General features: G+C 41.1%; 13 protein-coding genes, 4 tRNA genes and 1 pseudogene. 12 read left to right on the forward strand and 6 right to left on the reverse strand.

The window, feature by feature from the left end; all coding sequences use genetic code 11:
* Positions 1-29: 29 nt before the first annotated feature.
* The 3 genes from RMY00_RS07875 to RMY00_RS07885 form a co-directional block, all read right to left on the reverse strand.
* Positions 30-1469 carry an AAA family ATPase gene (locus RMY00_RS07875; RefSeq protein ID WP_322647009.1) on the reverse strand — a complete coding sequence of 480 codons (1440 nt, stop codon included), beginning with the start codon at positions 1467-1469 and terminating at the stop codon, positions 30-32.
* Positions 1470-1719: 250 nt separating this feature from the next.
* Positions 1720-1804, reverse strand: a tRNA-Ser gene (locus RMY00_RS07880).
* Positions 1805-1904: 100 nt separating this feature from the next.
* Positions 1905-2834 carry a TIGR04168 family protein gene (locus RMY00_RS07885; protein WP_322647010.1) on the reverse strand — a complete coding sequence of 310 codons (930 nt, stop codon included), beginning with the start codon at positions 2832-2834 and terminating at the stop codon, positions 1905-1907.
* A gap of 149 nt (positions 2835-2983) precedes the next feature.
* On the opposite strand from RMY00_RS07885, the gene nadA reads away from it, so the two are divergent.
* From nadA to RMY00_RS07900, 3 genes are all read left to right on the forward strand, one after another.
* On the forward strand, positions 2984-3958 hold the full coding sequence (gene nadA, locus RMY00_RS07890; RefSeq protein WP_322647011.1) for a quinolinate synthase NadA: 975 nt from the start codon (positions 2984-2986) through the stop codon (positions 3956-3958).
* A 124-nt stretch (positions 3959-4082) separates the two neighbouring features.
* A tRNA-Tyr gene (locus RMY00_RS07895) sits at positions 4083-4168 on the forward strand.
* Positions 4169-4254: 86 nt separating this feature from the next.
* Positions 4255-4326, forward strand: a tRNA-Thr gene (locus tag RMY00_RS07900).
* Between the two features lie 144 nt (positions 4327-4470).
* On the opposite strand, the pseudogene RMY00_RS07905 reads toward RMY00_RS07900, so the two are convergent.
* Both RMY00_RS07905 and RMY00_RS07910 read right to left on the reverse strand, forming a co-directional pair.
* Positions 4471-5161: pseudogene (locus RMY00_RS07905) on the reverse strand (group I intron-associated PD-(D/E)XK endonuclease).
* A 72-nt stretch (positions 5162-5233) separates the two neighbouring features.
* Positions 5234-5306, reverse strand: a tRNA-Arg gene (locus tag RMY00_RS07910).
* A 146-nt stretch (positions 5307-5452) separates the two neighbouring features.
* On the opposite strand from RMY00_RS07910, the gene RMY00_RS07915 reads away from it, so the two are divergent.
* From RMY00_RS07915 to cutA, 5 genes are all read left to right on the forward strand, one after another.
* On the forward strand, positions 5453-5578 hold the full coding sequence (locus tag RMY00_RS07915) for a hypothetical protein (protein WP_322647012.1): 126 nt from the start codon (positions 5453-5455) through the stop codon (positions 5576-5578).
* An 85-nt stretch (positions 5579-5663) separates the two neighbouring features.
* Positions 5664-6323 (forward strand): Npun_F0813 family protein, encoded by a 660-nt coding sequence (locus tag RMY00_RS07920; RefSeq protein WP_322647013.1) that lies wholly within the window; start codon positions 5664-5666, stop codon positions 6321-6323.
* 124 nt (positions 6324-6447) lie between these two features.
* Positions 6448-7299, forward strand: coding sequence for a hypothetical protein (locus tag RMY00_RS07925; protein WP_322647014.1), 852 nt, complete (start codon positions 6448-6450; stop codon positions 7297-7299).
* Between the two features lie 20 nt (positions 7300-7319).
* Positions 7320-8321 (forward strand): transposase, encoded by a 1002-nt coding sequence (locus RMY00_RS07930; protein ID WP_322647015.1) that lies wholly within the window; start codon positions 7320-7322, stop codon positions 8319-8321.
* A 5-nt stretch (positions 8322-8326) separates the two neighbouring features.
* The gene (cutA, locus tag RMY00_RS07935; protein ID WP_322647016.1) at positions 8327-8659 is read left to right on the forward strand and encodes a divalent-cation tolerance protein CutA; all 333 of its coding nucleotides are present in this window, start codon (positions 8327-8329) and stop codon (positions 8657-8659) included.
* Positions 8660-9078: 419 nt separating this feature from the next.
* Here the strand turns inward: cutA and RMY00_RS07940 are convergent, their stop codons facing one another.
* Entirely contained in the window at positions 9079-10020 is a 942-nt protein-coding gene (locus RMY00_RS07940) for an ADP-ribosylglycohydrolase family protein (RefSeq protein ID WP_322647017.1), read from the reverse strand.
* A 393-nt stretch (positions 10021-10413) separates the two neighbouring features.
* On the opposite strand from RMY00_RS07940, the gene RMY00_RS07945 reads away from it, so the two are divergent.
* From RMY00_RS07945 to RMY00_RS07960, 4 genes are all read left to right on the forward strand, one after another.
* Positions 10414-10953, forward strand: a complete 540-nt coding sequence (locus RMY00_RS07945) for a hypothetical protein (RefSeq protein ID WP_322647018.1) — start codon at positions 10414-10416, stop codon at positions 10951-10953.
* 239 nt (positions 10954-11192) lie between these two features.
* Positions 11193-13109, forward strand: coding sequence for a sulfite reductase, ferredoxin dependent (gene sir / locus RMY00_RS07950; protein ID WP_322647019.1), 1917 nt, complete (start codon positions 11193-11195; stop codon positions 13107-13109).
* Positions 13110-13221: 112 nt separating this feature from the next.
* Positions 13222-13866, forward strand: coding sequence for a Uma2 family endonuclease (locus RMY00_RS07955; protein WP_322647020.1), 645 nt, complete (start codon positions 13222-13224; stop codon positions 13864-13866).
* A 13-nt stretch (positions 13867-13879) separates the two neighbouring features.
* On the forward strand, positions 13880-14587 hold the full coding sequence (locus RMY00_RS07960; RefSeq protein WP_322647021.1) for a 16S rRNA (uracil(1498)-N(3))-methyltransferase: 708 nt from the start codon (positions 13880-13882) through the stop codon (positions 14585-14587).
* Positions 14588-14612: the final 25 nt, after the last annotated feature.

Consider the following 14612-nt stretch of genomic DNA (forward strand, 5'->3'; position numbering starts at 1 on the left):
TTTTAAATCACTCCTTAGCTTAAGAGTGACTATGGGAATATATGGGAAATATCATCAGATACATCACCAAATGTACCCCAATCTATACGCCCTTCTTCATTTAAAATATTTTTAGTTATACCATCTTCAAACAGATATACAGAGACTTTCTCTTGAGGAATAAAAGCTTCTATCCGTTCTAAATAAAATTTATTTTTTAGACTTTCTTTATCTTTATATTTAGCAGCTTTCATCAAATTCGATAGATGATCCAAAATATAAGGACTATGAGTTGTAATTAATACTTTTAGACCAGCTTGGACTAACATTGCTAAAAATTCAGTAATTGCTATTTGTGCTGATGGGTGTAAATTCATTTCTGGTTCATCAATAATCAGCAACTCATCCGGTTCAGCCAGATAGCGTAAGCAAAGAACTAAAGGTGCTAGCTCTTTAACCATAGATGAAACAATTGTCATTTCCAATTTGATTTTTTCTGAGGGCTGAAAAAGTATTTCATTTTCTAATCCAGGCTCATTAAAATCTATTTTACCTTGCAAAATTTGTTTTTCTAATAATTCTGCTAATTCAGCATAAATGGCAATTTCTGGTCTTTTCTGAATTTCTTCTTGTCTTTTATCTGTTGTATTTATATATGCATTTGCTAATATTTCTATTAAACTTTGTACTGGCTCACTTGGTTTTTTGCTTTTTGGTTGATCAAAACGTTCAGATATTATTGTTTTTATATCATCAACATTAGAGGTTTCATCAAAATTATCAAAATCTAATTTTTCGAGTTTTATTATTTCTTTCTTAATAGAAAAAGGAAAAGTTATAAAAGTAGTTCTCTCTGTAGGAAATATATAAACATACGAATAAAAAGACCTATGAAGTATTTGAAAAACCTCTTGAAGTAGAAGTTCTTTAAATAACCTTATAGGAATTTCTTTCAAAATGCTACCTTCGGAAATTATGTTAAAATAAATATTATTTTCACCAACTTCCTTTAATATATTTAAATAGTTTTTACCTTGTGAGCCAAAAGAAATTTGCCTTTCTAAACTATATTTTTTAATATTTTCAAGTATTTCTTGTTTTACCGTAGCTAAATCAAAGCTTATCTTCATTGATTTAAAATCACTACGTTCAGTACTCAAAAATCTTTTCATCCAACTAGGAGATGACTTAGCAACATCATTAATATATGCCTCGGCATACTCTTCAGCAAACTTAATTAAGTCAATATGAACATTTCCTTCTTGCAAAAATTGCTCAATAGCATTATCTATAACCCGATATTTCTGCAGAGTTTTGCCATTTATGTAACTTTTCCAATACCTATCAAATCCATGTTTACCCAATATAGATGCTAAAGTATATGCGGCCCAAGTTTTTCCAGTGCCATTTCTTCCAATAAAAACAGTAAGAGGTTTTAAGTCAATTTCAAGTTCTTCGATAACACCTAAGTTATGAATTTCTACTTTCATGGCACCATTTTATTTTAATTACTTAAGGTTAATTTTTTCTATATATACTCAAATAAAGCTACCACGCTTTGTAAATTCAGCAAATCATAATTTGTTGCTGAATGACATATCTGAATCCTAATACCTTGAATGATAACAGCGCTATCTTTAGCTTTACTGTTATATGCAATATAAATTTGATTCACTCTCATAAACTGGAATCTCTTAGTCAGAGAGTTTATCTGTAATGCATCATACATAAATCTTTCAACGGAGAGGGGGAGATTCGAACTCCCGGAGGTTTTAGCCTCATCCGATTTCAAGTCGGACGCAATCGACCACTCTGCCACCTCTCCAGTAAATCTGTCAAACTTGTGCATACCCTACTTTCAGACGCTATTTAGGCGCTTTTGTTGGTTAGCACTAAAGCTGACAGATAATACTATACCCTATCATCTACGCAGATTGCACTACTGGATTTGATCGCTCATACAAAATTTCCCCCTTGGCCACCTGAAAGTCATTCCCCACCCAAACTAGGGAAACTTGCGAAACCACACCTGCCTCTAGGGTGACAATGGAAAAGTTACGCAGCTTCTCGCCATCATTTTCCACAATCCTGGGGACACTAGCCGCATTTAAGTAAATTGTCCCCTCTGGACTTCTAAAGAGAGGTTTGCGCTGCACCTTCTTGGTATGGCGTAAATCTCGGTGCATGTGACCAAATGTTACCAGAGGAATGGTTTTACCAGCAGTCAAGGCTTGAGAAATCGCCTCGCCCAAATCTGGATCGCCAAAGTCGCCGCCAATTGGGTGCCAGTCTTTGCCGCAGGGGTCTTCGGGGCGATCGCCTAACCCACTAGGGCCGTTGTGACCCAAAAATATAATCGTCTCGTAAGCGGCGCTTTTAACTGCTTTCACGATGCGATCGGCGGATTCTTCCAAACTCGTCACACCGTAACGTTCTTTACAGATTTCCGCGAATTTCCACTCTGGGCCACCCCAGGTAAAGGGACGACCCCCCACTACAGTTAAATTCCAAGCGGGAAAATCCAACTTACCGTAACCAACGTGGGACGAACCTAATAAATCGAGTTGTTCCTGTACCCAGTCTTCCTTAGAGCGGTCATAAGGAGCCTTTTTGCGTCCCCATTCGGTGGCGGTGTACCAGGCATCGTGGTTGCCCATTACGGCTGCTTTGGGAATATCGAGAGATGCGATCGCTCTGACCACTTCCACCGATTCATTGCCAAAATCCCCGACAAACAGCACTAAGTCAACACCCAAATGCTTGAGTGCAACGCCATCTTCCACTTCCCATTGGTCGTGAATATCTCCAACTACAGCAATTTTGAGGTTTATCGATTGAGTTTCTTGACTGGTCATGCCACTTTCCTTGCCGTCTATCTCCAGGATATGAAACTCAGCCCAATTTGGACACAACCCCAAAATATCAACCGTCCACTATTTTTGGTAAAAACTACTATAATTGAATCCACAGGACATACATTTGCAACATAAAGCACCCCTAAACTGTGTTTACCACTGCACTAGCTCAACGAGAAAACACCCAACTGGGTGAACTACCACTAGATTTGTTTGCCGCGATTCAGAGTCTCAAAAAAGAACTCAACGCCGTTATCCTGGCGCATTATTATCAAGAGCCAGATATTCAGGATATTGCAGACTTTATTGGGGATTCATTACAACTAGCAAGAGCCGCCGAAAAAACCAATGCGGATGTGATTGTCTTTGCTGGTGTTCACTTCATGGCAGAAACAGCAAAGATACTTAATCCCGATAAATTAGTACTTTTACCAGATTTGGCTGCTGGTTGTTCTTTAGCAGACAGTTGTCCACCAGAGGAGTTTGCAGCTTTTAAAGCAGCACATCCAGATCATTTGGTGGTATCTTACATCAACTGCTCTGCTGATATCAAGGCGATGAGCGATATTATTTGCACCAGTTCCAACGCTGTGAAAATTGTCCAGCAGATACCAAAGGAACAGCCGATTATTTTTGCCCCAGATCGGAATTTGGGGCGTTATGTGATGGAACAGACGGGACGAGATTTGGTGCTATGGCAAGGTAGCTGTGTTGTCCATGAAACCTTCTCGGAAAAGAAAATTGTCCAGTTAAAAATTGCCTATCCCGAAGCAGAGGCGATCGCACATCCAGAATGTGAAAGTAGTGTATTACGCCACGCCAGTTTTATTGGCTCCACAGCCGCCTTACTCAAGTATTGTCAAAACAGCCCCACCAAAGAATTTATCGTTGCGACAGAGCCGGGAATCATTCACCAAATGCAAAAACTAGCTCCTGACAAGCATTTTATTCCTGCACCGCCGATGAATAACTGCGCTTGTAACGAATGTCCATTTATGCGGTTAAATACCCTAGAAAAGCTCTACTGGGCAATGAAAAATCGCACTCCCGAAATTACCATGTCAGAGGATATTCGCCTTGCTGCACTGCGACCAATGCAACGAATGCTGGAGATGAGCGTGTAACCAGTATTTTTTATCCAGATGGTAGAGACGCAGTTTTGTTGCGATCTCTACCCGCAAGTTGTTTTTTCTAATAACTTGCAATTTCTAAAATATGGTGCTAAGATTTTAAATCGTGAGACAAATCGGGTCGGTGTCCGAGTGGTTAATGGAGACGGACTGTAAATCCGTTGGCTAGCGCCTACGCTGGTTCAAATCCAGCCCGGCCCACCACTTACGAAGTTATAAGTTATAATGACTGGGTTAAGAGCAAAGCTCCCAGCATTGTAACTTACAACTAAAAAAACAAAGTTATATTTGCCCGTGTGGCTCAGTGGTAGAGCACACCCTTGGTAAGGGTGAGGTCACGAGTTCAATCCTCGTCACGGGCTTTTTAAATTTGCAAAAAAATAATCAACGTAAAACTAACGCTTTTAACCTTCTGAAGTAATTCAAATATTGAAAAGCTAAGTTTTTTACCTGTATTTGTAGCTATTCTGACTATGATTTGGCTATCATGACAGAATTGTTAGGTATCAGCTTGTTTTTTGGCTATCATCATGAATTGTTAACTGCCCTTCTACTTTTCCATAAGCCTTCTTCACCCAATACCCTCTAGGTGGCTTTTCTACCCCATAAACCTTACACCATTTTTCTACAGCCTTATCAGACACGCCAAAATCTCTGCCAATTTGTGCAGTTGGCTTTTCCCAAACTAGTTTTTCTAGTTCTTCTTTCAATGGTCTTTCTACTTTTCTAGTATGAATTCTAGAGTCTGGATTAACCTTTCTGGTTGTTAAATCAACGCCGAACTCCTTGTACGTTCGCTTAAATGCTACTTCAGTTAAATCTGTAAAATCTTCCCACCAGTAGAAAGGATTGGGTGATTTAGGCGGCGTTGTCCTGATACCGCAACCGCCAAACTTGATTGATGGATACACTACTTTGTTTATATCTGGCAAATAAAGACCATAGAAATCAAAGTCATCAGATTTGTACTTTTTCTCATGACAACCATTCTTGTCTGCCCAATTGCTTTTATTTTTCAGTGTGCCATCACAACTGTATTTAGCTTGAATTCTGTAACATTTGCCATCTTTGTAGGCAATCAAATCAAAGGGTGCATGTTCAGTTACTACTGGTACAAAAACCGAATATTCTTTCTCGACTAAATCTGCTATCTACTTTAGCAGCTGCTAGATCGCCCTTATCTTTTGTATGGTGCATTTATATGAACTCTTAAGCCTATTTGATAAATTACCATAAAAAGACTGCTTTAAGGTTCGTATTAAGTTAAAACGAGCGCGGCAGGGTTCGAACCTGCGACCAACGGATTAGAAATCCGTGGCTCTATCCACTGAGCTACGCGCCCAAAACAAAATTATGGCTCCCAAAAGAGTCATCTAAACCATTATATCGTTTCGACGTAACAAGAAGCAATCGAAAATTGCAGATTTACCATTAGCAAGGCTAAGATGCTAGTCGCTAGTTAGTTAATCTACACCGAAAACGAAACAGATGGAGTATTGGTTTAGATATATTAAGTTGTCAAAGGGTTATTTGCCTGTTAACGCCACCGTCCTCTGGGCGGCTACCTTCGGGAAGGAAGTGGCGATCGCTAGGCTCATTTCCACAGTATGCTAGGTAATTTCAGCCTTGGCGATGCTGCCAAATGCCATTATATATTCCATATTAAGAGTGCCCCTGTGAGGAGTTATTTGCTAGTGCCATGTTTATTCTCAAACGGCAGGATGTTGAAATATCAAGCATTCAGCACCCAAAAAAGGATCAGCAGGTGCCGATTCTCAGTTATCAAGGGCAGACTTTTCGCTTGATTAGCGTATTCAAAGCTAGTCAAGAGGAAGAAGCTAGAGCCTTATGGAGAGAATTAACGGATAACCGAGGTAAAGCCTGTGTTTTACTGGAAGAACCCGAACGCTTTAGTGTTTGGGGTAAAATCCGTTTAGAGCAACTGGATGGTGACACAGGTAGTCATGGCAAAACGGCGATTTTAATCCAAGCCAGTATTTTGCTGTTGCAGGGTGTTTCTATCGACATTGAAGAGTTTTTAGGTGCTAGGCAAGCTGCATTATTTGAAAAAGATATTGCCGAAGTGTTCAAGCAGAAACAATTTCCCCAAGTATCTTCTTTAGAAGCAGTTAAATATTTGGTATCTACTAATCCGTTACCGACAGCCAAAGTACCTGATTGGCAAGAAAATCATGTAGTGATTTTGTTACAAGAACTGCATCGATTAGGAAAGGGCTATTTTGGCAACGCTAATTTTACCAAACAAGTCATTTATAAGCTAGAAGATATGCCAGAAGCCGAGCGATCGCTGTTTCTCAGTTGGCTAAATCAATCCCCACTGGGTAAACTATGGCAGTAACAAAATTCTTACCAATGGCACTTGCTTTTGGTGTCCGATTGTGCATTGTTTAGCAGACACATTGCTAGATATACAGTCCTTTAACTCAAAATACTGCCAGAGTTCATCTACATAGTCAAGTTTTATGAATAACTCTTACGAGAATTCGTTCCTTTCTAAATCAATTTTCACCACTCAGAACATTGTCTTAGCTAATATTGGCTGGGCCGTACTGGCACTGCTATACTTTTTGTTGTTTAGTGCCAAAGTTCCGGGAGCAAATGGCATAGAAAGCCGAGCCGAGTGGTATGTGATTGGCACAAATATTTTTGAAGCTTTAGCTTATTTGGCTGCCGGTATCTTATGCTTGAGGAACTGGCTGAGTCCGCAAATCGTCAGTGGTCGAAATGTTTGGCTCTTGATTGGCTTAGGTATGCTTTCCTATTTCGTCGGGGGGATAATTTTCGGCTATACGGAAATAGTTTTAAAAGATGAACCGGATGTGTCTGTAGGCGATATATTTTTTGTACTGACTTATCTATTACTTGGCGCAGGCATGATTTTAGCTGTGGCTTCCAGGCGAATCAATCTGGAAAAATGGCAGTGGCTAATTGTGTTAGCAATTGCAGTTTTCGGTAGTTTGTTAGCATGGTGGATTTCTATGCAACAGGAAAAACCCTCAGAACTACTAGTCGCTATTTTGAATTGGTTTTACGTAGTTAGCGATGTGGTTCTGTTAATTATTGCTACCACTCTGTTACTAGCCTTTTGGGGGGGAAGAGTTTCCCAATCTTGGCGAATGATTGCAGCTGCGGCCTTTTCGCTTTACATTGCAGATATGTGGTTTAAATATGCCCAAGGCCCCAATTATCAAAGTGGAGAGATATTAGAAGTGTTTTGGGTTTTTAGTGGAGTGTTATTTGGTATGGGCGCTGTCTTAGAATATGACGCATCACTAAGACGAACGCGCCGTACCAGTGGACGAAAACGAGCTTAGTAAAGATTTTGGTATCTACCGTGAGAAAATTAACAGATTCTGACAAACAAGAAATTCTTAAGTTATATCGAGAGACTGCCGAAACAACCTCAACTTTGGCAGACCGCTATGGTGTGAGCAATTCGACAATTAGTCGCCTGCTCAAAAGCACTTTGCCAGAAGATGAGTATGAATACTTAGTCTCCCTAAAGCGGGCTGCGAGAACTCCTGAGGGTAGGGCGCAGGTAAACTACGAGCAGTTACCTCTGCTGACTCAACCAGAGCCGGAAATAGAAGTTCCACCCATCGAAACCCCACCTGTGGAAGTGCCAAAGGTTGAGCCGCAGCCACGTCGGGTAATTCATGTAGAGCAGGAACTTTACTCTGAGGAAACGGCTGAGTCACTCGCTGCTAGTAGACGGGTGCGGCGACGCCCCTCGGCGACGGAAAAACCAAAGCTCCGAGTTACAGAGAAATTAGAAACTCCAGAACCAAAGCCGCCGGAAATAGTCAGCATTCCCATCCCACCGCTAAAGAATGAGCATCCAGGAGCGGCTGTCATCGCGCAGATGCTGGGCGAAGATTTGCTAGACGAATCAGAGGATTTGGATGATTTAGATGATGATGATTTAGATGATGATGACTTTGAGGAAGAAGACTTTGATGATGATGACCTGGATGACCAAAGACCGTTAGTCACAAAACGAAGACCAGGTGAAGCATCAGTTCAAGTTTTACCTCTGTCGATAGCCAATTTGCCAAAAACTTGCTATTTAGTAATTGACCGTTCTTCGGAATTAATTACTCGACCTCTTAAAGACTTTGGTGATTTGGGGCAAATTCCCAGCCTGGAAACCCAGCAAAGAACTCTGCCAGTGTTTGATAACCATCGCGTCGCCAAGCGTTTTTCTACGAAACGCGATCGCGTGATTAAAGTTCCTGATAGTAAAATGCTCCATAAGACTCGGACTCATTTGCAAGCTAAGGGCATCACCCGACTACTGATTGATGGTCAGGTCTACTCGTTGTCTACGACGGTTTAGAGGTCATGGAGACACCTGCTGGCTATGGTGTGGTATTGGTGACAGTTAGCAACATGCAGGAGGCAGAAGCAATTGCAAATGCCCTTGTGGAGGCTAAACTTGCTGCTTGTGTAAGTCTGTTACCAATTCACTCAATTTACACCTGGCAAGGAGAACTGCATAAAGAGCAAGAATGGCAATTAGTAATTAAAACTGATTTGGCGCAATTTCCCGCAATAGAAGCCAAAATTAAGGAATTGCACTCTTATGAAGTGCCAGAAATTATTGCTTTACCAATTGTTGCCGGTTCTCAAGCCTACTTACAGTGGATTTCTCAGCAAGTTAAAAGTAAAGAGTGAGGAGTGAGGATTTTCATAACTCCTCACTCTTTGTATAATTTAAAATTACAAACTAGTGGTTTGTCTCATTAATTTGAGAGATTAAGAGAACGAACCACAAAGTACGCAAAGAGCGCAAAATTAAAAGATAAAGAAGAAAAATTTAAAAACTGATTCACCTATCAAAACTTTTGCGATAGCCCAGTAGTGGTCTGTCCTATTAATTTTGCGGGGTTATAGAGACGCGAAATTTCGGGTCTCTACAGGGTTTTGGTAACAAACTAATCAATCAGAACTTGTGGGACAGATCAGTAGTAGTCTATCAAGCCAACAATGTTTAGTAAATCAAATTTTTATTTCTCTCTTTCCCGTCTTCCTTTGCGCTCTTTGCGTCCTTTGCGGTTCGTTCCTTTACCCTTCAAACTTCGCTTGACAGAGTACTAACTGTAAACAGCCCTTGCAAAACGCTCTGCCAAGTAAATAATGTCTTGTCTACGAGCAATTTGATTTATCCATTGTTTAGGAATATTTTCCACACCGTAGTAAATTCCCGCTAATCCACCAGTGACGGCGGCAGTAGTATCGGTATCTCCGCCTAAGTTGACAGCTTTCAGTACCGCTTCAGAATAAGACGAGCTATTTAATAAACACCACAGGGATGATTCTAAGGTATCAATCACATAGCCACCAGAATTAATCTCTTCTACTGGTACCTTGGCAATCTCACCACTCAAAACTCTGCCAAAATGCGGCTTCTCTAATAAAAATTCTCGGACAGAATAAATTGGTTGGATATCTTGCAATCCTTGTAGATAAGCTGTCTGGAGGTCAGCCCCTTCCAAGAGTGCCACTGCAATACTAATATAAATGCCACAGGCCATTTGCGATCGCGCATGAGCATGAGTAATCGCCGAAACATCATGCACCCGCGCCAGCAATTCGCCTAAAGTGAAGTTTCTGTGACAATAAGCCATCGGCAAGATTCTCATCAGCGAACCGTTGCCATTACTATTTTCAACCTTACCACCCGCCTGATGGGGAACAACTCCCTGCTTCAGGCGCATAATTGCTGTGTGAGTAGTTTGACCAATATCAAAGACATCGCCACGGGGAGTCCAGTAAGCCTCTTTGTACCAACGCCAAAAGGAATTGGCTATAGCATCCAACGAATACCCCCTACAAAGGCATTCTGCCAAGCAAAAGCTTAATGAACTATCATCTGACCAAGTTCCTAGTGGTTGATTCCATGTGCCATAGCCCTGCATCGTTGTCACTGGAGATTTTACTCGTTCAGCGCGGCTAGTAAACTCCACCGGCACACCCAACGCATCACCGACACATAAACCCATCAAACCAGACAACGTTTTTGTAGCGGTTAGCATTATTCAATCTCCACAATAATTGCTCAAAATTAACTTTATAGATTCCCTCTATTGCTTGTTGCAACGGATGCTACAGCCTATTTTCTATTATCTGTGAAAAGCTCGGCAAAAAATTGTTAATTAGGTATTTTATTTACCATTTCCCGACTTAGTTTTAGTTCCAAATATTGTGCCAGTTTTAAAAGCGTCTGTTTTTGGAACAAAGGAGCCAAATGAAAAGACATTGAATGTAATTATAACAGCTTGTTTATAATTTTTAAGGATGGTTAACCTGGAAAATTTATAAATAAATGGCAACATTGATCTAATAAAAACTAGAAAACATTTGGAACATTTTTACACAGCTTTCGACTTGGAATATACAAGTAAAAAATACAAAGTTTGGTAAAAATTATGAGGCGCTTACTAAAGTCTTTCATGACAATTTCTGCATTATCTTCTTTAATAATTTCTCCTCTTGTTCTCTCAGCTGGTCAAGCTTCTGCTGAAACCAAAAAAGGTACTGATGCTAGTTATATTGGTGCTGGTGTTGCAGCTGGTGTTACTAGTGGTGGACAAGGTATTAACGATGATGCGACATTTGGTGGTAATGTCACAGGTCGCGTGAAATTAGGAACTACGCCATTTTCTGCACGCGGTAATGTCCTTTGGAGTGATAAGACAAGTGCTATTATTCCAGAACTTTCTGTGGATGTGCCTATCGCTAATAGAACTAATGCCTATTTAACTGGTGGTTATTCTTTTGTAGAAAAAGATGGCTCACCAACTCCTATAGGTAACAAAGATTCCGTTGTGGTAGGTGCTGGTGTTGAATCGGAAGTTGCTAACAATTTCCTCGTCTACACTAACGCCAAAGTAGGAATTGGTGCTTATCAAAATAGTGATACTCCTGCTGTTAGCATTAATGGTGGTCTTGGTTATCGCTTCAAATAAAAGATTATTGAGTCCTTAGTCAGTTTATACTGTACTTAAGTACTCAGGACTCAGCACTTAAAACTCACTACTTCAAAAAGCTGGTTTTGTTAAGTGTTACATCACTGACAAAGCCTGCTTTTGCCGTGGTAAAATTAGAATATTCCTCATTATCCCGGCCGGATTACCGGGGATAAAATAGCCGAAGGGTGCTGATTCGGCGTCTACTAATGCTTTATTGAGAATACTATACAAGTCTAATGGTTAAATCTGCTCCTTCCCCTATCGCAACACGTAAACCTTCCAAAGTAGAAGGAATCAAGGAAAATAGTAATTTTTTGCGTGAACCTATAGCAACTGAGATTCTTCAAGACACTACCCATTTTACTGAAAATGCGGTGCAGCTTTTGAAGTTTCATGGTTCTTATCAACAGGATAACCGTGACAACCGCACCAAGGGACAGGAAAAAGATTACCAGTTTATGTTGCGGACAAAAAATCCGGGTGGTTTAGTACCGCCGCAGCTGTATCTGGCTTTAGATAAAATAGCTGATGAGTATGGCAACCATACGTTACGAGCAACTACCCGTCAAGGTTTCCAACTGCACGGAATTTTAAAGAAGAATCTTAAATCAGCGATCGCCACCATTGTCAAGAACCTGGGTTCTACTTTGGGAGCTTGCGGCGACATTAATCGAAATGTGATGGCACCACCAGCCCCATTTAAGAATCGCCCAGAGTATCAGTATGCTTGGGAGTATGCCCAGAATATTGCTGACTTGCTGACAGCGCAAACAGGCGCTTATTACGAAATTTGGTTAGATGGGGAAAAAGCAATTAGTGCTGAAGAAGCCCCAGAAGTGAAGGCAGCCCGACAGCGCAATGGAAATGGGACAATTATCCATGACACCGAAGAACCGATTTATGGCACGTACTATATGCCCCGCAAGTTTAAAATTTGCGTGACAGTGCCAGGGGATAATTCAATTGATTTATATTCTCAAGACCTGACGTTGGTAGTAATTACCAATAAGAAGAAGCAATTAGAAGGATTTAATATTTTTGCTGGTGGTGGTTTAGGTAGAACCCACGGTAAAGAAGAAACTTTTGCTAGGTTAGCAGATCCCATTGGTTATGTGGCGAAGGATGACGTTTACGACATAGTGAAAGCGATTGTTGCTACTCAGAGAGATTATGGCGATCGCACCGATCGTCGTCATGCCAGATTAAAATATTTAATCAATGAATGGGGCGTAGATAAATTCCGTGCCCAAGTTGAAGAATATTTCGGTAAACCAGTCGAAGCCTTCAAACCACTGCCAGATTTTAAATATTACGACTTCCTCGGCTGGAATGAACAAGGTGATGGCAAACTATTCTTAGGGATTTCCATTGACAATGGTCGAATCAAAGATGAAGGTTCGTTTCAACTGAAAACCGCTTTGCGGGAAATTGTCGAGCAGTTCAACTTACACATCCGTTTAACAGCCAACCACAACCTGATTTTTTACGATATCGAACCAGATAGTAAGGAAGCGATTCAAGACATTCTCAGCCGTCATGGTGTCGGAGACGACCCTAGTAAAATCGAACCTTTAGTGCGGTATGCAATGGCTTGTCCGGCTTTGCCCACTTGCGGCTTGGCAATCACGGAATCAGAACGAGCAATACCGGGGATTTTGGAACGGGTTCGCACTCTATTAGATAAAGTGGGTTTACAAAATGAACATTTTGTGATAAGGATGACAGGATGCCCCAACGGTTGCGCTCGTCCCTACTTAGCAGAATTGGGCTTTGTCGGTAGCGCTCCAGAATCTTACCAACTATGGTTAGGCGGTTCGCCAAATCAGACTCGACTGGCACAACCTTACACAGAGAAACTGCACCACAATGACTTAGAAATCTTCTTAGAGCCAATTTTTGTTTACTTTAAGAAATCTCGGAAATCGAAGGAAAAGTTTGGTGATTTTTGCGATCGCGTAGGTTTTGATGCCATCCGCGAGTTTGCTGCTAGCTACGATCCTAATACCGCTAATGGTGCAAACAAATCACGTCACCGGGTGAATTTGAAAGAAGAAGTTTACAGCAAGTTGAAGGAAGTAGCAGAAAGCCAAGGTAAGCCGATGACTCAGTTAGTGACTGAAGCGCTAGAGACTTACTTCCAGACTCTTTCGTAAGCCGAAAAATTGAAGATAATGAAATAAAAGAGAGACACAGATAAATCCATCTGTGTCTTTCTCGCGTAAATCCTAATACAGTTAGGCAACACATCCACAGGAAGACTCAACTATGGTAACGACAGCAAAATTCGCAGAAACTAGGGATGTGCTGCAAAACATTAGCTGGCAGACATTCAAAGCTATGCTGGCAGATATGGGATGTGAGCGAAATAAAAGGCTAGCTTATGACAACGGAATAGTAGAAATTATGACTCCGTTAATGCCACACGAAAACTCAAACCGTCTCATCGAAGGTTTTGTTCTTGTGCTGTGTGAAGAATTTGGTTTAGAAGTTAAAAGTGCTGGCTCGTTGACTATGACACGGGATGATTTGGAGCAAGGAGGCGAGCCGGACAGTAGTTACTATATCCAAAACGAATTTTTAGTCCGCAACAAAGAAAGTATTGACCTAAATACAGATCCACCACCAGACATAGTACTGGAAGTGGAATATTCCAGATCCAAAATAGACAAGTTAAGCCTTTATGCTTCAATGGGAGTCCCAGAGTTCTGGCGATATAACGGAAATGTCTTAAGAATTTATGCCCTTAATAATGGGCAATACTCACAGAGCGATCGCAGTCCAACTTTTACACCTGTGCTGCTAACAGAGATTCCCCGATTTATCCAAGAAAGCAAGAAACTTGGACAAATAGCAGCAACTCGTGCTTTCCGTACCTGGGTGAGACAACAGATATCTACAGCAGGGCAATAATTTATTAAGAAAAATGTCTCAACTGCAAAGAATTGCGATCGCACCCTTCCAATTCCAACAAAGGCAAATTTTGCTCACAAAAGAACAACAGCATTATTTGGGGCGTGTGTTGCGCTTGCGTGAAGGCGATCGCTTTATTGCAATGGATGGTAAAGGAAAATGGTGGTTGGCGCAGCTAGCAGGGGAACAAGCACGGGTTTTAGAAGCGCTTTTGGTAGAAACAGAATTACCTGTATCAATTACGCTGATAGTGGCGTTGCCCAAAGGCAATGGATTTGATGAAGTTGTGCGGTGTTGTACAGAGTTGGGAGTAACTTGTATTGCACCAGTATTGAGCGATCGCACTTTGCTTCATCCTAGTCCTCAAAAACTCGAACGTTGGCGGCGCATCGCTGCGGAAGCCGCCGAACAATCAGAGCGCTCGTTTGTACCAACAATTTTAGAGCCTGTTGTTTTTGACACTGCTATAACAGCTAATCAGACAAGTCACCGTTATATTTGTGAGGCTCGCGGTGAGTATCCCCATTTAAACAAGGTGCTGAGTGACATTTCTGACGAGATTGTTATTGCTATTGGGCCAGAGGGAGGATGGACAACACAAGAAATTGAAAATGCGATCGCATTTGGATTTCAACCTGTTTCTCTTGGTCGTCGCATCCTCAGAGCAGTTACAGCCCCAGTAGTAGCATTATCCTTGATTACCGCAGCTTGTGAAGTATAAATGATTTATAGCTCACGCAAAAGTG

The sequence above is a fragment of the Nostoc sp. ChiVER01 genome (assembly GCF_034531155.1).
Lineage (GTDB): Bacteria > Cyanobacteriota > Cyanobacteriia > Cyanobacteriales > Nostocaceae > Nostoc.